We start from the raw sequence: 20798 nt of genomic DNA on the forward strand, positions 1-20798 counted from the left end.
AATGAACAGCTTTTTTTAAAAAATATATCATTTATTTCTATTAATATCCATTATTAACAGTTGTTGATAGTTTTTTAAATAACCTTAAAAATGAAGAGTTTATATGTAAATTTAATGTTAATTAAACCGTAATATAATGTAAACTACAACTTATCAAAACAAAACACTAAAAAGTTATACTAACTATTAACAGACTATAATAACCATTATTTTATTTTTAAAATTTTAAAGAAAAAAGATGATATGAATATATATGTTGATAAGTCTTAAAATTTAAATTTATAATGAATTATTTTTTATCTTGTAAGAAAATATAGCAGTTATGAAAAAAATAATATGCCTTTTTTTAATGCTTCCTTTTTTAGGATGGAGTCAGGTGCAGATAGGACAAGATATACACGGTGAAGGGAATGGTGACGAATCAGGATGGGTAATTTCTTTATCTTCAGATGGCTCTATAGTTGCTATTGGAGCTCATTTAAATAATGGAAATGGAAATAATTCAGGCCATGTAAGAGTTTTTGAAAATATAAATGAAACTTGGACACAAATAGGTCAAGATATAAATGGTGAGCAAGCTGAAGATAGATCTGGTTCTAGTTTAAGTTTATCTAGCAACGGAAATATTTTAGCAATTGGAGCTCCTAGAAATGGTTCTAATAGCGAATTATCAGGACATGTAAGAGTTTTTGAGAATATTAATGGAACATGGACTCAAATAGGTCAAGATTTAGATGGAGAATCCTCAGGAGATCAATTTGGGTGGAGTGTTAGTTTATCTGATAATGGGGCTATTCTTGCAATTGGTGCTATTGAAAGTAATACTTCTAATAAAGGTTATGTAAAAGTTTTTGAAAACATAAATGGAACTTGGACTCAAATAGGTCAGAAAATAATTGGAGAAAACATAGGTGGAAGTGATTTTGGATGGAGTGTGAATATTTCAAATAATGGAAATAGATTAGCTGTAGGTGATCCATTTAATAATCCAACGAATGATTTTAATGGAGCTCAAACTGGACATGTAAGAATATTTGAAAACATAAACGATGCGTGGACACAGATAGGTCAGGATATCGATGGAGAATCCTCAGGAGATCAGTCAGGAAATAAAATATCACTATCCTCAGATGGAAGTACAATAGCTATAGGAGCAGTTTTAAATAGTGGTAATGGTCAATACTCAGGTCATGTAAGAGTCTTTGAAGATATCAATGGTATATGGACTCAAATAGGTCAAGATATTGATGGGGAATCACAAAATGATTTCTTTGGATTTGATGTTAATTTATCTAGCGATGCTAGCGTAATTTTTATTGGCGCTACTGGAACATCAAATGGCACAGTACGTTTATATAAAAATATAAATAATTCATGGACTAAAATTGGTCAAGATTTAAATGGTGATTCTTCTGGTAATCAATTTGGTTTCTCAATAGATTGCTCAATAGATGCTGGAATTATAGCTATTGGTGATCGTTCAGATAATGGTAATGGATCTGAACGAGGTCAAGTTAAAGTATATGATATATCTTCTGAATTAGCGTTATATGAAGTCATAGAAGACATCGCTGGAAACATAAACGGCATCAATGTCACAGCTGCTCAACTAAACAGTATCATTGATGTTTCTGGAGCTATAGAAGGTGTAGATTATACCATAGCCTTACAAAATGGCAGTTACGTAGATCCAAGTAGTCCAACGGCCTCAGAGATCCAAGCCATCATAGATCAGGTGAACTCAACATTAAGTATAACAGAAGAAAGCAGTTTAGATTACCAGCTTTATCCCAACCCAACAAAGAGCCAGTTTACCGTGCAATTAAATGATGGTAATAGTTTAGAGCAAATAGAGGTATATACAATTTTAGGTGAGCTGCTAATAACCAGTAAACAAACTACAGTAAATACGAGTAATCTCTCTACAGGCACGTATCTTGTAAAGATAACAACAGCCCAAGGCACAGCTACAGAAAAATTGATAATAGAGTAATTAATCTTTGTAAAGATTTTTAATTAAGTCACTTCTCATAACAAAAGCTTAAAAAGTTGTACTAACTATTAACACACTACAATAACCATCATTTTATTTTTAAATTTTTAAAAGAAAAATGATGATATGTATATATGTGTTGATAAGTTGATTTTTAAAACTTTGATGACATTTTATAATTTTATCGATTAGATGATAAACTCTAATTCTAAATAATTTTTAAAATGAAACAAGTCTACATCTTTATCATTCTTATTTTATCTTTTTCAAATTTAAATAGTCAAATATTAATAGGTCAAGAATTATTTGGTACTGTTGCTCAAGAACGTTTCGGATCTAGAGTAGATATCAGCGCAGATGGGCAGACTATAGCTGTAAAGAAAGGTGTAAGTTTAAGTTCAGGAGATATAGGTTTAAAGCAGATTGTATTATACTCTCTAGTAAACAATATTTGGATGCAAAAGGGTGATGCTATTGACATAAATATAACAAGTGTACCTTCAACTTTGCTTGCTATACCTATAGCTCTAAGTGATGACGGTTCTACGATAGTATTTTCAAATCCAATAGACATCAATATAAACAGAGTTCAAATATTTGAATTTCAAGGAAATACATGGATACAAAAAGGTAATGATATTCTTGATGGATTAAATGTTCCTAATAATTCAATTGCTATAAATGCAAATGGTACAACCGTTGCAATTGGTTCTACAAATACAAGCAGCTCTGGATATGCTCATGTATATAGATATGAGAGTAATTCTTGGGTTCAAATAGGTTCTGAAATATCAGGCGAATTTAATAACGATCTTTTAGGTTGGGCTGTTGATTTAAGTGATTCTGGAGATATTTTTGCTGTTAGTGCTATAGGTCATAATAATGGTAGTGGTTTTGGTCAAGTACAAGTTTTTGAAAACCAAAATAACAATTGGGTGAAAATAGGAGATGACATCGATGGTGAATTTCCAAGTAATTCTGGTTATGATATAAAATTGAGTTCTGATGGTAATATAGTCTCCATAGGAATACCTTTAAATTCAATTCCTAATAGTAGCGTTGGTGGTATTAAAGTGTTTCAAAATAACTCAGGAAATTGGGAACAAATAGAAGATATTATAAACGGATCTAATCCAAATTTTGGTTTTGGTTTACAACTTGCAATGAGCAATGATGGTTCAATTATTATTTCGGGCGATCATCGTGCAGATGAAAATGGTAGTGATTCTGGTAAGGTGAGTATTTTTCAGTTTCAAAATAATGAATGGGTTGAAGTAGGTGTAATACTTGGTGATTTTAGTTCTCAGTTTTTCGGTATTTCCACAGAAATTAGTGCAGACGGTACAGTATTAGTTATTGGTGCTGAAGGTATTGGACCAAATTTAGATGAACCTGGTAGTGTAAGGGTTTATGATCTTTCAAGTCTCTTAGTTTTATCGGTTAATGAATTTAATACAATTCCATTTAAATTATACCCAAACCCAGCAAAAGATCAGTTTACAATACAATTAGAAAACTCATCAGATTTAAAAAATGTAACTATCTATAATAACCTAGGTCAACAAGTATTAAGCTCTAAAAATTATATTTTAGATACGTCTAAACTAGCATCAGGTTTATATGTAGTAGAACTAGAAACTACAAAAGGAAAAGGGTCTAAAAATTTGATAATAGACTAAATTAGGAAATTAAGTCACTTCTCAAAATAAAACTCTAAAAAGTTGTACTAACTATTAACACACTATAATAACCATCATTTTATTTTTAAATTTTTAAAAGAAATTATAATAATGGTATATCTTGTGTATAAGTATAATTAATATTTAAAAAAGACAATTAAAAAGTTTATTACTTATATTTAAAGTTCGATAATAAATTCTTAAAATATGAAATATTTTTACTTACTCTTTTTTTGTCCTTTACTTCTTTTTAGTCAAACACAAATTGGTCAAGATATTGATGGAGAATCTATTGGTGACGAATTTGGTCAATCTGTATCAATGAACAATAATGGAACTATAGTTGCAGTTGGAGGATGGAGAAATGATGATAATGGTGATGGTTCAGGGCATGTAAGAGTTTTTGAAGATGATAATGGGATATGGAATCAAATAGGAAATGATATTATTGGAGAAGAATTTAACAATTTTTTTGGCACATCAGTCTCGTTGAATTATGAAGGTAATAGGATTGCGATTGGAGCAATATTTAATGATGGAAATGGAAGTCAATCTGGACATGTAAGAGTTTTTGAAGAAATTAATGGTGTATGGACCCAAATAGGTAATGATATTGATGGTGAAAGTAGTGGAGATTTATCAGGTAGGTCTGTTTCCTTAAATTATGAAGGTAATAGGGTTGCAATTGGAGCAAATTTTAATGATGGAAATGGCTTTGATTCAGGTCATGTTCGTATATATGAGGAATCTGGTGGTATTTGGATGCAAGTAGGAATGGATATAGATGGAGAATCACCAGCTGATTTTTCAGGTAGATCAGTATCATTAAATGCTAACGGAAATAGAGTTGCTATAGGAGCTACTAATAATAATGGTAGCGATACTAGGATGGGACACGTTAGAGTTTTTGAAGAAACAGGTGGTGTTTGGACTCAAATAGGATCTGATATTAATGGTGAGGCTAATTTAGATTTTTCAGGTAGATCAGTATCATTAAATGCAAATGGAACAAGAATTGCTATTGATGCAACTTTTAACGATGGTAATGGAGCAGATTCAGGACATGTTAGAGTTTTTGAAGAAACAGGTGGTGTTTGGACTCAAATAGGATCTGATATTAATGGTGAATCTTTAGGTGATCAATCAGGAGAGTCAATATCATTAAGTTCTGATGGAACAATTATTGCTATAGGAGCACCATTTAATGATGGAAACGGAGATAATTCTGGTCATGTTCGGGTATACAAAGAATCTGGAGGTACTTGGACACAAGTAGGTTTAGATATAAACGGAGAAAATTTAGAGGATCAATCAGGAAAATCAGTTTCTGTAAGTTTGGATGGAACAATTATTGCTATAGGAGCACCATTTAATGATGGTAATGGAGATAATTCTGGTCATGTAAGAGTTTATGATTTAGGTAACGTATTATCGGTACAGGAGCAAAATAGGAATACTTTTAGTATCTATCCAAACCCAACAAAGAGCCAGTTTACCGTGCAATTAAATGATGGTAATAGTTTAAAGCAAATAGAGGTATATACAATTTTAGGTGAGTTGCTAATAACCAGTAAAAAGACTATAGTTAATACAAGTAAATTATCCACAGGAACGTATCTTGTAAAGATTAAAACAAGCAAAGGCACTGCTGCAGAAAAGTTGATAATAGAGTAAATTAGGAAATTAAGACATATAAAAAGCACTGTAATTTTACAGTGCTTTTTCATGTAAACATGATGACATTTTTAAAGTAAAACGATACCGTAGTAATACGAACTCTAAAACTTTAAAAAAATGAAACAATTCTACACTTTAATTTTAGTATTAATATCCATTACACTTCATACTCAACAACAAATAGGACAAGATATAAATGGAGCAGCAGCAGGAGATAATGCAGGTATAAGTGTAAGTACATCAGCAGATGGTAATATAGTAGCTATTGGTTCACCTTTTAATGATGAAAATGGTTTAAATTCAGGACATGTACGAATATTTGAAAATCAATCTGATACTTGGGTACAAATTGGTCAAGATATAGAAGGAGAAGCAGAAGGAGATCGATCAGGTATAAGTGTAAGTTTATCAGCAGATGGCTCTATTGTTGCAATTGGAGCACAATTAAATGATGGAAATGGTATTATTTCAGGGCATGTACGTATCTATGAAAATTTAAATGGAACATGGATACAGATAGGACAAGATATTGATGGAGAAGCTGCCGAAGATGCATCAGGACAAAGTATAAGTTTATCAGCAGATGGCTCTATTGTTGCAATTGGCGCACAATTAAATGATGGAAGTGGTTTTAATTCAGGACATGTACGTATTTATGAAAATCAAAATGGAACTTGGATACAGATAGGACAAGATATTGATGGAGATGATACAAATAATAGATTTGGTAGAAGTGTAAGTTTATCTGCAAACGGCAATATTGTTGCTATTAATTTAATAGGTATTGATGAATTTGGTTTTGATAGTGTACGTGTTTATGAAAATCAAAGTGGAACTTGGACGCAAATAGGAGATGATATTAATGGTGAATCTCTTGGTGCTGCTAATAATGGTGGTGTAAGTTTATCTTCTAACGGTAATATAGTTGCTTTTTTAGCATTAGGGCTTACCGATACACCTGAAGTATCCAATGTTGCTGTAATCTATGAAAATCAGAACGGTACTTGGGTTCAGCTAGGTGATACAATTTTTTCAGAACAAACTTCTGATGGCGCTGGTACAAGAAGTATTAGTTTATCTGGTGATGGTACGATTGTGGCTATAGGTGCAAATACTAACGATGGAAATGGTATAAATTCTGGACATGTTCGTGTTTTTAAAAATCAAAATGGTGTGTGGATGCAATTAGGTGAAGATATTGATGGCGGAGCCGCAAGTGATTTCTTAGGCGCAAGTGTGAGTCTATCAGAAAACGGAAATATATTAGCAATAGGAGCTTATGGTAATGATGATAATGGAGATTTGTCAGGACAAGTAACAGTCTTTGATTTATTTGATTTATTATCGACTGATGACTATCAAAACTCAGAATTTAAACTTTACCCAAACCCAGCAAAAAACCAATTCACGATACAATTAAATGATGCATCGATTTTAGAAAGCATCACTGTTTATAATGCTTTAGGACAAGCTGTACTAACTTCCACAAAAAGCGTTATAAATACTTCAAAATTAGCATCAGGATCCTATATCGTTGAGGTTTTAACTAGTAAAGGAAAAGACACTAAAAAGCTGATTATAGAATAAGATATTAAAGAATAATTTATAATTAAAAGCACTGTAATTTTACAGTGCTTTTTTATTTATTTAACCTAGATTAAACATTATTAAATTTTAATAATGTAGCTTTGCGTTAAACTTAATATCTTCTCTTCCACCACTATTAAGTTTTAAATGAAGAATTCCTAACACTTTTAGGAAATGAAAATGATTACAAATAATAATGACAAGAAAAAGAAAAAAGAAATCTAGAAACAATAAGATTTCTAACCTTACAAATACAATCTTAAGTATACTAAAAAAAGAACGAAACAAATCCTTTAACCATAAACAAATTGCCGCAAAACTAGGTGTTAACGATACTAGTAGCCGCAACCAAATTATTAAAAAACTTCTACAACTTAAAGCAAAACAAGAGATAGAAGAAGTAGAACGTGGTAAGTTTAAAGCGATTGTTAATTCAGAATATCACACAGGTATTTTAGACCTAGCCTCCAAAGGAAACGGTTACATTATCTCAGATGAGTTTGAAAACGATGTGTTTATCGCCTCTAATAATATGAATAAAGCCCTCGATGGAGACGAAGTAGAATTCTATGCCTACAGACGCAAACGAAGAGGAAAACAAGAAGGAGAAATTACTAATATTATCAAACGCGCTAAGAGCGAATATGTTGGTACGATTCAAATACAAAAGAAAAAGAACTTTGCATTTGTAGTAGCAGATAGTGTAAAGATGTATAAAGACATTTTTGTACCAATCAATAAAACAAAAAAAGCAGAAGATGGTGATAAAGTTCTGGTCTCATTAACCGATTGGCCAGAAAAGGCGGATTCACCATATGGAAAAGTCTTAGAAGTCTTAGGAAAACCAGGAGAACACAGTACCGAAATACATTCTATTTTAGCAGAATATGGTTTACCTCACGAATTTCCTCAAGAGGTTGAAGCATATGCTAATAAACTAGATACATCCATTACAGAACAAGAAATTGCTAAGCGTCGTGATATGCGACAAGATTTAACCTTTACCATTGACCCAAAAGATGCCAAAGACTTTGATGATGCCTTATCTTTTACGGTTTTAGATAAAGGTTTGTATGAAATAGGAATCCATATTGCAGATGTATCACATTATTTGCAACCAGGAACCATTTTAGATGATGAAGCCTATGAGCGCGCAACTTCAATTTACTTAGTGGATCGCGTAGTACCTATGCTACCAGAAATATTATCTAACGGAGCGTGTTCATTAAGACCACACGAAGAGAAATATACATTTTCTGCTGTGTTTCAAATGAATGATAAATGCGAAATTAAAAACGAATGGTTTGGTAGAACCGTCACCTATTCAGATGCACGTTTCGCTTATGAAGAAGCCCAAGCTATTATTGAACAGAACACTAAATTTGAACTGTCAGGTCGAGCGGAGTCGGGACCTATCAAAACCGAAATCCCTCAAGAGGTCTCACTCACAGAAAAACCATACAACACCAAACAAGAAATAGCTGAAGCGGTCTTAGTTTTAGACCGTCTCGCTAAAAAAATGCGCTCTCAACGTATGCGTACAGGAGCAATTTCTTTTGACAAAGTAGAGGTGAAGTTTAATTTAGATAAAGAAGCAAACCCTATAGGTATTCACTTTAAAACAAGCAAAGAAGCTAATAAACTTATTGAAGAGTTTATGCTACTTGCCAACCGAAAGGTTTCAGAATTTATTGGAAAACAAAACCCTAGAAAAACCTTTGTGTATCGTGTGCATGATGAACCAGATGAAGCAAAACTAGCGCAGTTACAAACTGTTGTTAGTCGTTTTGGACATAAACTTAATTTTAAAGATCGCAACAGTGTCGCATCATCTTTAAACAAGTTACTTACAGATGTCGTTGGTAAAAAAGAGCAGAATTTAGTCGATACTTTAGCTATACGAACCATGTCTAAAGCAGAGTATACCACACACAATATTGGGCATTATGGTTTAGCTTTTGATTATTATAGTCATTTCACATCACCGATTCGTCGTTATCCAGATGTTATGGCACATCGTTTATTACAACAGTATTTAGATGGTGGAAAATCAGCGAATGAAGAGGAGTATGAAGAAAAGTGTAAGCACTCTAGTAATATGGAATACCTTGCCACAAAAGCAGAACGTGATTCTATAAAATATATGCAGATTCGTTTTATGCAAGACCACCAAGACGAAGAATTTAAAGGCGTTATTTCTGGTGTAACTGATTGGGGAATTTATGTAGAGATTATTGCTAATAAGTGCGAAGGGATGGTTAGTGTTAGAGACATGAATGATGACCATTACGAATTTGATCAAGATCAATATGCTATGGTTGGAAGAAAAACAGGAATGATGTACCAATTAGGTGATGAGGTTATTGTAAAAGTGAAGAATACAGATTTAGTAAAGAAACACTTAGATTTTTATATGGTTGGAAAAGTAGAATCACTTTAAAATGATTTGTCATGCTGAATTTATTTCAGCATCTTGTATTCAATTTATAATATAGATTAAACGCATGATATTAACAACAACAAATTCAATAGAACACCACAAAATTGTAGACTATTGTGGTATCGTAACTGGAGTAAGCATGAAAATGCGAGAAATGGCTGCTTTTGGCGGAAAAGAAAAACAGGCAAAGCAAATGGCTGAGGCTTTAAACCAATTAAAAGAAGAAGCGTTTAGAGAACTACAAAACCACGCTAAAGCCCTAGATGCAAATGCAGTAGTAGGTATACATATAGATTTTGAACCTGTTGGTACTGGCTACTATTTTGGTGTTTCTGTAACAGGCACTGCTGTAAAAGTTGCGTAATTCTTAAAAAAGGAATACTATTTGATTTAGCAATCTTAAAACTATTAAAAATGAAAAAGTTACTCGTAATAATTACATTCTTTTTAACGATAATATCCACTGCTCAAAGTAGTATTAATAAGACGGTTGGAGAATTTTCAACTCTTAAAGTTTTTGATCTCATTGAGGTAAAAATGATAAAATCTGATATTGATAAAGTGGTAATTAATGGTAAGAACAAAGATCAGGTTAAGGTTGTTAATAAAAACGGCACCTTAAAAATCAAAATGAAAATCAAAGAAATTTTTGATGGTAGTAATACCTCTGTAACATTGTATTATACTTCTGTAGAAACTATTGACGCTAATGAAGGTGCATATATTACTCTTGATGATGTTATTGATCAGTTTGAAATAGACCTAAAAACACAAGAAGGTGGAAAAATTAAAGCTAAAGTTGATGTAAAATATGCTAATATTAGATCTGTAACTGGTGGCGAAATAGAACTATCAGGAAAAGCTAAAAATCAGGATATTTCATTATATACAGGCGGAATTTATAAAGGCGAAGATTGTATATCTGAAGATTCAGAAGTAGCTATAAGAGCAGCAGGTGTTGCTCACGTTAATACTTTAGAAAACTTAAAGATTAAAATTAGAGCAGGTGGTGACGTATACATTTACGGAAACCCTAAGCAAGTAGATGAGAATAAAGTCTTTGGTGGTCGTGTAAAGCGCATGTAATATATTGGTGTTTTCTTTTCCTATATTTGTTTAAATCCTTCACGTGTTTATGCTTGATGATATATTAGCAGCCATACCCTTCGGAATTATTTTAGCCTTCACCATAGGTCCTGTGTTCTTTGTATTGTTAGAGACAAGTGCTACTAAGGGTTTTAAATGTGCTTTAATTTTTGATTTAGGTGTTATATTGGCTGATATTGTCTTTATTCTTCTTCTTTTTTTAAGTACTGATACCCTTCTTGAAAAAATAAAAGATGATCCTAAACTATTGGTTTTTGGAGGCGTTCTACTTGTTGTGTATGGTATTATTTCTTTTATAAAAATTTCAAAGTCATTCCGATCTATAGTAAGAGAACATCATAAAATTGAACTACCCAAAAAAGATTATGGTAAACTTTTTATTAAAGGGTTTTTGCTAAATTTTATAAATATTGGTGTGCTGTTAGGTTGGTTAGGTTTTATAGTAATTGGAACCTCAATCACTAAGTCAGAAAATGGAGTAATTGTATTTATAACAACAATGCTGGTTGCGTATTTTTTAACTGATATTGTAAAAATTGCAGCAGCAAAAAGCCTTAAAAGCAAATTAACACCTCGTCTTATTTTTAAAACTAAAAAGATAGTAGCTTTGGTAATTTTAGCTTTCGGTTTAATACTACTATTACAAGGTCTTTTCCCAGAAGCTTATGAAAAGAATAAAGAGCGTATAGAAAGTATCAATCCATTAAATGATAACATTAGCACAATAGAATAAAAAGTATCTTATTGGTTAATTATACACAATCCATATTTTTCATAAAAAAAGAGATGTTATTTAACATCTCTTTAATCTCAGAGGCGTCTAGCGGATTCGAACCGCTGTACAAGGTTTTGCAGACCTTTGCCTAGCCACTCGGCCAAGACGCCATTAATAGGACGACAAATATATAAAAACTATGCAGTTTACCATATTGCCTGCTATTTTTTTCGTCTTTTAGTCATTATTATCGTTACAGCTTCAACATCACCACCAATAGGAGGGTTTAGTTTGCTTATACTAATAGTTGCTTTAATAATATGATAATTTTCAACAAAAAACCGATTAAGAATTCTATTTGCAACAGCCTCAAGAAGTTTTGAAGCTTGAGCCATTTCCTCTACAACTATTCGGTTTAAAAACACATAATCTACAGTGTCCTTTAAGTCATCACTAAGAGCAGATTCTAATAAGTTGGTTTTAACTTTTATGTCTACACGATAGTCACTACCAATTTTTGTCTCTTCTTTTAAGCAGCCATGGTAAGCAAAAACTCTTATATTTTCAACTTTAATTATTCCCATCTAACAAAAGTAATGGTCTTTGTTCTAATATCTAAAAGCGAAGCGGTCTAATGTCTAAAATTATGTAATTTTACGACAATAATTAAATGTAGATGTCAGAAACGAAATCTCTAAACTTTATAGAGCAAATTATTGAAGAGGATTTAGCGAATGGACTTGATAAAAACAAGCTTCGTTTTAGATTTCCTCCTGAGCCCAATGGTTATTTACATATTGGTCATACAAAAGCTATTGGTATTAGTTTTGGATTGGGTGAAAAATATAACGCTCCTGTTAATTTAAGATTCGATGACACCAATCCTGCCAAAGAAGAACAAGAGTATGTCGATGCTATCAAACGCGATATTAAATGGTTAGGCTATCGCTGGGAAAATGAACTCTATTCCTCTGACTATTTTCATAAACTATATGATTGGGCAATTCAGCTTATTAAAGATGGTAAAGCTTATGTAGATTCTCAAACTTCTGAAGCTATGGCAGAGCAGAAAGGGACACCAACTCAAGTTGGAACCAATAGTCCTTATCGAACTAGAAGCATTAAAGAGAATTTAGACTTATTTACCAGGATGAAGAATGGTGAGTTTGAAGCTGGAACTCATGTACTACGCGCAAAAATAGATATGGAAGATCCCAACATGTTAATGCGCGATCCTATTATGTATAGAATATTATATGCACACCATCATAGAACAGGAGATGAGTGGTGTATTTACCCTATGTACGATTGGACGCATGGCGAGAGCGACTATATAGAACAAATTTCTCATAGTTTATGCTCATTAGAATTTAAGCCACACAGAAAGCTCTATAATTGGTTTAGAGACCACGTTTACGAGTACGACAAAGATAAACTGTCTTTACCACCAAAGCAACGGGAATTTGCACGCTTAAACCTTAGTTATACTATCATGAGTAAGCGTAAATTATTACGTTTGGTTAATGATGGTATTGTAACGGGTTGGGATGACCCAAGAATGCCAACAATTTCAGGTTTAAGAAGGCGAGGTTATACACCTAAAGCTATTAGAAAATTTGTGGAAACTGTTGGTGTGGCTAAGCGTGAAAATGTTATTGATGTTTCGCTTTTAGAGTTTTGTATACGAGAAGATTTAAACAAAACTACCAATAGAGTTATGGCTGTTTTAGACCCTGTTAAAGTAGTTATTACAAATTATCCTGAAGACAAAGAAGAGTGGTTAGATGCTGAAAACAACCCAGAGAATGAAGATGCAGGTTTTAGAAAAACACCTTTTTCAAGAGAGATTTATATAGAAAAACAAGATTTCAAAGAAGAAGCAAGTAATAAGTTTTTTAGACTAAAATTAGGAGGTGAGGTGCGCTTGAAGAATGCGTATATTATTAAAGCAAATGATGTCGTAAAAGAAGATAATGGCAACATTACCGAAATTCACTGCACCTATGATACAGATACCTCTAAAAAAGTAAAAGGAACGCTGCATTGGGTTTCTATTAAGCATGCAATAACTGCCGAGATTAGAGAGTATGATCGCCTATTTATTGATGAAGCACCAGACAGTCATGGCGAGAAAGATTTTATGGAGTTTATAAACCCTAATTCTCTTAAAGTAAGACAAGCATTTTTGGAACCTAGTTTAAATAATGTAAAACCTGGTGAGCGGTTTCAATTTCAACGCTTAGGTTATTTTAATGTAGATAATGACTCCACAACAGACAAGTTAGTGTTTAATAAAACAGTTGGTTTACGAGATACTTGGGCAAAGCAGAAGCCTAAGCAGAATCAAAACCAACAAAAAAATCAGCAACAAACGCAACGCAAACCTATAGATATTATTAAGCAATTAGGAAAAAAATACACCAATTACCCAGAAGAGAAACAGCAAAAAGTAAAAGCAGAAATACAAGAGCTTGCCGAAAAGATATCTTATGAAGATTTAGAACCTTTATTTGCTACCGCAGCAAAAAAGTCAGGTACTCGGATTGCTACAATGATCTCGTTAAAAGTAATGCTTAAAAATGGCTTAGAGAGAAATACCACAATAGATGATTTTATAGAAAAGGCCAAAGACGATAAAAATGAATTGTTAGTAGTAGAAGCTAATACGATCTTAAAATAAGATGACCTTAAACCACTCAAATAAAAAGAAGCTTATCACTTTTAATAGAATTGGTAAGCTTTTTTTTGTTTTCGCTTTATTGGTTTTCGCTTACAGTTACAGTCCTTATAAACTAGAATTTTTAGGACATTATGATAAAATTTGGGCTCATAGAACAAATGATTCGGGTCGTTTAAACTCAGCATTAAATTATTATCCAGGTGTAGAGGTAGATTTAACGTATAATGAAATTGACGATTACTTAGACGTTAATCATCCTTATCAAACCTCAGTAGGTTTAACATTCAAAGATTTAATTAACTCAATAAAAAGCCCTTTAAATTTAAAGGGCTTGTGGCTAGATTTAAAAAACTTAAGCGAAACAAATCAAGACATAATTCTTAAAAAAATAACGAGCGCACTGAAGCAAAAAGACATAGATCATGGTGTTGTTTTAATTGAAAGCCCAAACCCAAGTTTACTACAAAAATTTTCAGATGCTGGTTTTAAGGTAAGCTATTATTTACCTAAAGAATTATATAAAAAAACAGATTCTGAATTATTAAGTGAGATATCCAAAATAACTGAAATGCTCAAGAATTTCCCAGAATTACCGATATCAACAAGCCATGATGATTATGAGATTATTCATAAACATTTCCCTAAAAAAGACAAATATATTTGGGCTTTAGTGTGGACGCTAAACCTAGACTATTTTGAAGTAAAACGTGTATTAAACGATCCCAAAGTAAGAGTGGTTTTGGTTAATTATAAAACGCTTAAAGGCAATAGGTAAGATGTTTAAGGTTACAAGATTCCATATTCTATTAAATACCATAGTTGCTTTATGTATTACATTAGCATCTTACATTCACGTACCTTTAAATTCTACAGAGGGCAGATTAATGTATTTTTTTCATTTACTAATTACGCAAGCTAGTTTTGCTGGTGTTCTTTATTTATTAACGTTAAATAGACTTGTCTTTAAAATTATTTTCTCATCACTTTTCTTACTATTAGGCTTTATTGCATTTTGGGTATACACCATTAATATTTCTATATCACAAGCTTTAATTGAGGCCACACTAACCAGCAAGAGCTATATCATTAAAGACCTATTTAGCCTGCAATTAATAATTGTTATTATTGTAATGATTTTGGTCTTGTGGTTTATTTTAAGACAGTATAAAAGTATTCAACCAACAAAAGGAATAAAATTATTTTTACCTCTTAGTTTAGTTTTAATTACACTGTTCTTTTATGCTGACTATAAGCGAACAAACAGCTTTAGATCTAAGTTACCTTATGCTTTGTTTTACGCCATTGGAGAACACTTTACTAAAGACGACACTAAATTAAAACAGACACCTAAAATTGTTGATGAAGAAAAGCTCAATAACTTAAAAATTGTTTTAGTTTTAGGTGAATCTTTAAGGGCTGATCACCTTTCATTAAATGGTTATCCAAGAGAAACTACACCAATGTTATCTAAAAGAAATAATGTTATAAGCTTTAATAACGTTTTTACTAATAAGGGCAATACAGCGTTAAGTTTACCATGCATTTTAACAGATCAAAGTATATATTCAGAGGATAAGGATTCCTTACAATCTATTTTTAGTGTTTATAACGCTTTGGATGTGCCAACATTTTGGATTGGAAATCAGTTGTTAGAGACATCATACAAATCTATAGTAGAAACTAATGAATCTGTTGAAATTATAGATAAACTAAAATCTTACTGGAACATCAATAAAAAGCAAGATTTACAATTATTACCATCATTTAAAGACAAAATAAGAACTAATAGCAAAGGTCTTTTTACGCTCCATATGATTGGTAGCCATTGGTGGTATGAAGATAAATACACTGAAAATTTTAGAAAGTTTAAGCCTATTATTGAAGGTAAGTACATTCCCTCTCTTGAAAAACAAGAGATTATAAATTCTTATGACAATACCATTCTATATCTAGATAATTTTCTTAATGAAGTGATATCAACATTAGAGAAAGATAGCGCGCCAACGGTTATGATATACATATCAGATCATGGAGAATCTTTAGGAGAAAATGGTAGATGGTTGCATTCTCACAGCGAAGGCTTAACCAAACCAGGTATGATTGTTTGGTATTCTGAAAAATTTAAAACCAGGTTTCCTAACAAGACATCATCTTTGATAAAGAATAAAAATAAAGAATTATCCACTGATATTATTTTTCACAGCTTAATCGACCTCAGCCAAACAAAAACCTTAGATTTTGATTTAAGTAAAAGCATCTTTTTTAATGGTTATGAGTTAAAAAAAGAAAACCCTGAACAGTAATGTTCAAGGTCTTTTTTAATATTAGCCATTTAATTTATTCTTCAGCCCTTTTCTTATTAAGCTTAGCTTGTTTCATAGCCTCACCAATTTCATTACTCGCTGCAAAACTAGCCACCATATCATTTAACATGTTACTTCCAGCTTGCGGAGAATTAGGTAATAAAATTAAGTTGCTATTGGTTTCACCACCAATGGCCTGGAGTGTATCGTAGTGTTGCGTAACAACAATTAGAGCAGACGCTTCTTGGGAGTTAATGCCAACCTTATTAAGCACCTCTACAGATTCTTCTAAACCTCTTGCAATTTCGCGACGTTGATCTGCAATACCCTGACCTTGTAAGCGCTTGCTTTCTGCTTCAGCTTTTGCTTTTTCAACAATTAGGATACGTGCAGCATCACCTTCAAATTGTGCAGCAATTTTCTCACGTTCTGAGGCATTAATCCTGTTCATCGCCTCCTTAACTTGAGCATCAGGATCAATATCAGTAACTAAAGTTTTTATAATATCGTAACCATACTCTATCATAGCGTCGTTAAGTTCAGATTTTACAGCAATGGCTATATCATCTTTACGTACAAATACGTCATCGAGCTTCATTTTTGGAACCTCAGCACGCACCACATCAAACACGTAAGATGTAATTTGGTCATGAGGATAATCTAATTTATAAAACGCTTCATAGACCTTATCCTTTATTACTTTATACTGTACGGAAACTTTTAAGCGTACAAATACATCATCTAAGGTTTTAGTTTCAATAATAACATCTAATTGCTGAATTTTTAAACTTAATCGACCAGCAATACGCTCAACTAAAGGTATTTTAAAACGAAGGCCAGCGTGGCTAATTCTAGAGAATTTCCCAAAATTCTCAATAATAGCAGCTGTTTGTTGTTTTACGGTAAAAAAAGTAGCAATAGCTATAACGATTCCAAAAAATAAAATTGGGATAAAAATAAACTCTTCCATAACAGTCTTTTTAATGATTAGAAAAATAAAGGAATACTAAATTAAGTTATATTTACAGAACAAGTAAGATATATATGAAATTTAAGTATCGTATACTATTAGTAGCACTTTGTACATGTTTTGTTACAAAAATTGATGCACAACACCGAAGGTACAAGATACAGAATGGTATTGGCATCACAGGAGCCTTAACACAATATAACCTGGTAACAGATAATTTTAATACCAAAAAAGGCAATGGTTGGCTTATTGGAGCCTCCGCAACCGTGGATCTTCCAAATAAGTGGTATAATATGAGTTATATTATACAGTTGGCTGAGAACAAGCTTGGTATTGAAACTGGCGCAACAGGTTTAGCTACTAATGATGAATTTTCAGAATATAAGTTGTTCACAGCTCAAATAGCGTTATTAGGCCATATTAAGCTGTTAAACACCAACCTTATGATTGATGCCGGACCAATGTTACAGTATAATAGTGATCTTGAGTTAAAAGATGATGACCAAAGTAACTATATAATTAGTGGTTACAATAATCTTATAGCGAGCGATATTGAGGACATATCAAACTTCAATGTTAATGGTGTCATTGGTTTATCTGCAGGTTTTGATAATTTTAAAATCAAAGCGCATTATATCTATGGTTTTTTAAATACACTAGAAAAGCTCAATGATCAAAACTTAGACACAACAGGAGGAAACACAACCTTTAAAGGCAACCAAAGCATGATTGTGATTGGTGCTATGTTTTTGTTTTAAATAGCCTCAATTAAGTTCTGAACACGTTTTATACTTTCAGCTTTACCAATCATAAACATAATATCAAATACATCAGGACCTTGTAGAGCGCCAACTAAGGCTAAACGCAAAGGCATCATTACTTTTCCAAAACCAATGTCTTTAGAAGTGATCCACCCTTTTACTGTATTTTGAAGAGCGTCTTTAGAAGAATCGTTAGCACCTTGCAAAACATCTATAAGCTCAAGCATTAGCTCTTTTGTGCCTACTTTTATAGCTTTTTTAGAAGCTTTCTCGTCATATACTGTTGGTGATTTAAAGAAAAAATGACTAAGATTCCAAAAGTCAGAAATAAATGTGGCGCGTTCTTTTATTAATTTCACAACCAGCTCTACGTAATTGTCATCAATATCTGATAAGTTAGGGTTTGCATTTTTAAAAGCGTGAGCCAAATCCTTATTAGATTGCTTTTGCATATAATGATGGTTAAACCATTTGGTTTTATCAGGATCAAAACGCGCTCCTGCTTTATTAACTTTCAACAAGTCGAAAGCCGAAATCAATTCTTCAAGACTAAAAATCTCTTGTTCAGTCCCAGGATTCCATCCCAAAAACGCTAAGAAATTCAGCACAGCTTCTGTAAAGTATCCTTCTTCTTTGTAACCCATAGACGTTTCACCTTCAGCATTTATCCATTCTAATGGAAAGACTGGAATACCTAATTTTGAAGCATGTCGTTTACTTAATTTCCCTTTTCCTGTCGGATTCATAATTAAAGGCAAATGCGCAAACTGTGGCGCTTGCCAACTAAAAGCACTGTATAGTTGATGGTGTAAAGCTAATGAAGGCAACCACTCTTCGCCTCGTATAACATGAGAAATTTCCATGAGGTGGTCATCCACTATGTTAGCAAGGTGATAGGTAGGCATACCATCACTTTTAAACAGCACTTTATCATCAAGCACATTAGTGTCAATAGAAATATCACCGCGTATAATGTCTTTTAGATGTAGTGTTTCATCTTGAGGCGATTTAAAACGCATCACATAATCCTCACCAGCATCTATTTTTGCTTTGGTTTCTGCTTCAGACAACACTAAGGAATTAACTAAACGCCCTTTTTCACGATTATGCCAATTGTAAATAAAGGTTTTTCCTTTAGCTTCATGATCTTTTCGGTGTGCATCTAATTGCTCAGAAGTATCAAAGGCATAATAAGCCTTTCCTTCTGTGATGAGCTGATCAGCATATTGCTTGTATAAATGTTTACGCTCACTCTGTCTGTAGGGACCAAAATCTCCACCTTTATTAGGGCTTTCGTCAAAAGGAATGTCTAGCCAATTCATGGCATTTACAATATAGTCTTCAGCACCTTCTACAAATCTCTTCTGATCAGTATCTTCTACACGAAGCACAAACGTTCCTCCATGCTTTTTAGCAAATAAGTAGTTGAATAAAGCGGTCCTTACACCACCAATATGTAAAGGGCCTGTTGGACTTGGCGCAAAGCGCACACGTACTGTTTTAGACATAGTTGATAAACTCTCAAGGGTTTGTTATCCTGAACTTGTTTCAGAATCTAAATATAGTGTAAAGATAGTTTGATAACACTCAAGATACAAGACTTAAAAACCAAGAATCAAAACTTAGACTTAGGAGTCTTAAGTTAAAAAGTCAAGAATTTTGATTCGTGATCCTAAGAAGTAATCATTTTCTTTGGAACACGCTTATTCATAATACTAAACCAAAGCGGAGGAAGCAAAGACATAACCATTGAGGTTGGATAACCATAAGGCATTTGCGGACTATCTTCATGACAATCTAATACTTGATATTTTTTAGACGATTTAAAATGATGATCGCTGTGTCTGGTAAGCTCATATAATACTATTCTGCCAATAATATGATTAGAATTCCACGAGTGTATTTCTCTAACACGCTCGTAACGACCAGATTTTGTTTTTAAGCGTAATAAGCCATAATGCTCAATATAATTAACTGTTTCTAAAAGCAAGAAACCAACAACTCCAGCCAAGAAAGCGAATAATAATCCTGTTACACCAAATATTAATAACACAGCCAACAAATAAGTCAGCTGAATGAGGCTATACCAAAGCATGTCATTATTTTTAGAGAAAAAAGGGAGGTTATAGTCTCTTAATAGACGCTTTTGTATGTTCCAAGCGCTAATATATTGTCTTACAGAAGAGGTTAGCCAAAAGGAATAAACCGACTGATTATATCGTGCTGTTGCAGGATCTTCTTTGGTTGCAGCATGTAAATGGTGGCCAAAGTTATGTTCAATATAAAAATGCATGTAATGAGATGGCAGGAGTAAAGCTTTACCAATAAAACGCTCTTTAGAAGCCTGACGATGACCTAACTCATGAGCTACATTAATTCCGTTAACACCAAGTACAATACCTACAGATAACACCAAACCAATAAACTCATAAGTTGCTAAAGGAGTTGTTGTCACTTCAATAAGACTATAAACAAGAAGCCCAAAAACTATAGGTAGGTTTAGGTACAAAAGCCAATCGAACACTTTCTTTTTTAAGTTGCTTTGTACTTCATCATCATTAAGGTTATAGGTATCAGTTTTAAAGATCAACTCTAAAATTGGCAGGAAAACAAAAGCAAAAATTACAGTAGAATAGGACCAATAGCCTTTTAAATAAACGCTAAAGAATGCAACCAAAGGAATTGAGAAAGCAGCAAGGTATTTTAAATCTTTCATAGATAAAAGTTGGGTCTTTTAGCTAAAAACTAGGTGTATTTCGCTCGGATTATCTAATTTTTAACAGAATTGCTCGAAATTAACAGAATCTTACCAAAGTTAGCTAATTGTTGAATAAAATAAAATTGTAGATTAGTAAGTTGTTAATAATACTAGATTTAGCCTCAATC

The 20798-nt window shown here is 32.7% G+C and carries 16 protein-coding genes and 1 tRNA gene; 12 read left to right on the forward strand and 5 right to left on the reverse strand.

Translation table 11 applies throughout. The annotated features are described in order from the left end of the window. Positions 1 to 322: 322 nt before the first annotated feature. The 8 genes from RM697_RS05120 to RM697_RS05155 all read left to right on the forward strand — a co-directional run bounded on the left by RM697_RS05120 (position 323) and on the right by RM697_RS05155 (position 11216). A complete protein-coding gene (locus RM697_RS05120; protein ID WP_311426786.1) occupies positions 323 to 1993 on the forward strand; it encodes a T9SS type A sorting domain-containing protein in 1671 nt (556 codons plus the stop codon). 224 nt (positions 1994 to 2217) lie between these two features. Next, complete coding sequence (locus RM697_RS05125) at positions 2218 to 3672, forward strand: T9SS type A sorting domain-containing protein (protein WP_311426787.1); 1455 nt, start codon at positions 2218 to 2220, stop codon at positions 3670 to 3672. A 207-nt stretch (positions 3673 to 3879) separates the two neighbouring features. After that, the gene (locus tag RM697_RS05130) at positions 3880 to 5346 is read left to right on the forward strand and encodes a T9SS type A sorting domain-containing protein (protein ID WP_311426788.1); all 1467 of its coding nucleotides are present in this window, start codon (positions 3880 to 3882) and stop codon (positions 5344 to 5346) included. 120 nt (positions 5347 to 5466) lie between these two features. After that, complete coding sequence (locus tag RM697_RS05135) at positions 5467 to 6936, forward strand: T9SS type A sorting domain-containing protein (RefSeq protein WP_311426789.1); 1470 nt, start codon at positions 5467 to 5469, stop codon at positions 6934 to 6936. Positions 6937 to 7132: 196 nt separating this feature from the next. Further along, positions 7133 to 9376, forward strand: coding sequence for a ribonuclease R family protein (locus tag RM697_RS05140; protein ID WP_311426790.1), 2244 nt, complete (start codon positions 7133 to 7135; stop codon positions 9374 to 9376). A gap of 64 nt (positions 9377 to 9440) precedes the next feature. Further along, complete coding sequence (locus RM697_RS05145) at positions 9441 to 9740, forward strand: heavy metal-binding domain-containing protein (protein ID WP_311426791.1); 300 nt, start codon at positions 9441 to 9443, stop codon at positions 9738 to 9740. A gap of 50 nt (positions 9741 to 9790) precedes the next feature. Further along, complete coding sequence (locus tag RM697_RS05150; protein ID WP_311426792.1) at positions 9791 to 10462, forward strand: head GIN domain-containing protein; 672 nt, start codon at positions 9791 to 9793, stop codon at positions 10460 to 10462. 49 nt (positions 10463 to 10511) lie between these two features. After that, entirely contained in the window at positions 10512 to 11216 is a 705-nt protein-coding gene (locus tag RM697_RS05155; RefSeq protein ID WP_311426793.1) for a LysE family translocator, read from the forward strand. A gap of 81 nt (positions 11217 to 11297) precedes the next feature. On the opposite strand, the gene RM697_RS05160 is transcribed toward RM697_RS05155, so the two are convergent. Both RM697_RS05160 and folB read right to left on the reverse strand, forming a co-directional pair. Beyond that, positions 11298 to 11368, reverse strand: a tRNA-Cys gene (locus RM697_RS05160). A 51-nt stretch (positions 11369 to 11419) separates the two neighbouring features. Continuing rightward, a complete protein-coding gene (gene folB, locus RM697_RS05165) occupies positions 11420 to 11782 on the reverse strand; it encodes a dihydroneopterin aldolase (protein WP_311426794.1) in 363 nt (120 codons plus the stop codon). Between the two features lie 92 nt (positions 11783 to 11874). Here folB and RM697_RS05170 point away from each other — a divergent pair, with 92 nt between their 5' ends. Genes RM697_RS05170 through RM697_RS05180 form a run of 3 tightly spaced genes read left to right on the forward strand, consistent with a single transcriptional unit; the run spans position 11875 to position 16181 of the window. Continuing rightward, on the forward strand, positions 11875 to 13878 hold the full coding sequence (locus tag RM697_RS05170) for a glutamine--tRNA ligase/YqeY domain fusion protein (RefSeq protein WP_311426795.1): 2004 nt from the start codon (positions 11875 to 11877) through the stop codon (positions 13876 to 13878). A 1-nt stretch (position 13879) separates the two neighbouring features. Beyond that, entirely contained in the window at positions 13880 to 14653 is a 774-nt protein-coding gene (locus RM697_RS05175) for a hypothetical protein (RefSeq protein ID WP_311426796.1), read from the forward strand. Position 14654: 1 nt separating this feature from the next. After that, positions 14655 to 16181: a phosphoethanolamine transferase gene (locus RM697_RS05180; RefSeq protein ID WP_311426797.1), complete on the forward strand. Its 1527-nt coding sequence runs from the start codon at positions 14655 to 14657 to the stop codon at positions 16179 to 16181. Between the two features lie 34 nt (positions 16182 to 16215). On the opposite strand, the gene RM697_RS05185 is transcribed toward RM697_RS05180, so the two are convergent. Beyond that, positions 16216 to 17151 carry an SPFH domain-containing protein gene (locus tag RM697_RS05185; RefSeq protein ID WP_311426798.1) on the reverse strand — a complete coding sequence of 312 codons (936 nt, stop codon included), beginning with the start codon at positions 17149 to 17151 and terminating at the stop codon, positions 16216 to 16218. Positions 17152 to 17225: 74 nt separating this feature from the next. Between RM697_RS05185 and RM697_RS05190 the strand changes: the two genes are divergently transcribed. Next, the gene (locus RM697_RS05190) at positions 17226 to 17909 is read left to right on the forward strand and encodes a hypothetical protein (RefSeq protein WP_311426799.1); all 684 of its coding nucleotides are present in this window, start codon (positions 17226 to 17228) and stop codon (positions 17907 to 17909) included. Here the strand turns inward: RM697_RS05190 and gltX are convergent. Continuing rightward, positions 17906 to 19420 carry a glutamate--tRNA ligase gene (gltX, locus tag RM697_RS05195; RefSeq protein ID WP_311426800.1) on the reverse strand — a complete coding sequence of 505 codons (1515 nt, stop codon included), beginning with the start codon at positions 19418 to 19420 and terminating at the stop codon, positions 17906 to 17908. The two genes, RM697_RS05190 and gltX, sit on opposite strands and share 4 nt — an antisense overlap. A 164-nt stretch (positions 19421 to 19584) precedes the next feature. Next, a complete protein-coding gene (locus tag RM697_RS05200) occupies positions 19585 to 20628 on the reverse strand; it encodes an alkane 1-monooxygenase (protein WP_311426801.1) in 1044 nt (347 codons plus the stop codon). Positions 20629 to 20798 lie beyond the last annotated feature (170 nt).

The sequence above is a fragment of the Microcosmobacter mediterraneus genome, from assembly GCF_031846265.1.
In the GTDB taxonomy this organism is placed as follows: domain Bacteria; phylum Bacteroidota; class Bacteroidia; order Flavobacteriales; family Flavobacteriaceae; genus Microcosmobacter; species Microcosmobacter mediterraneus.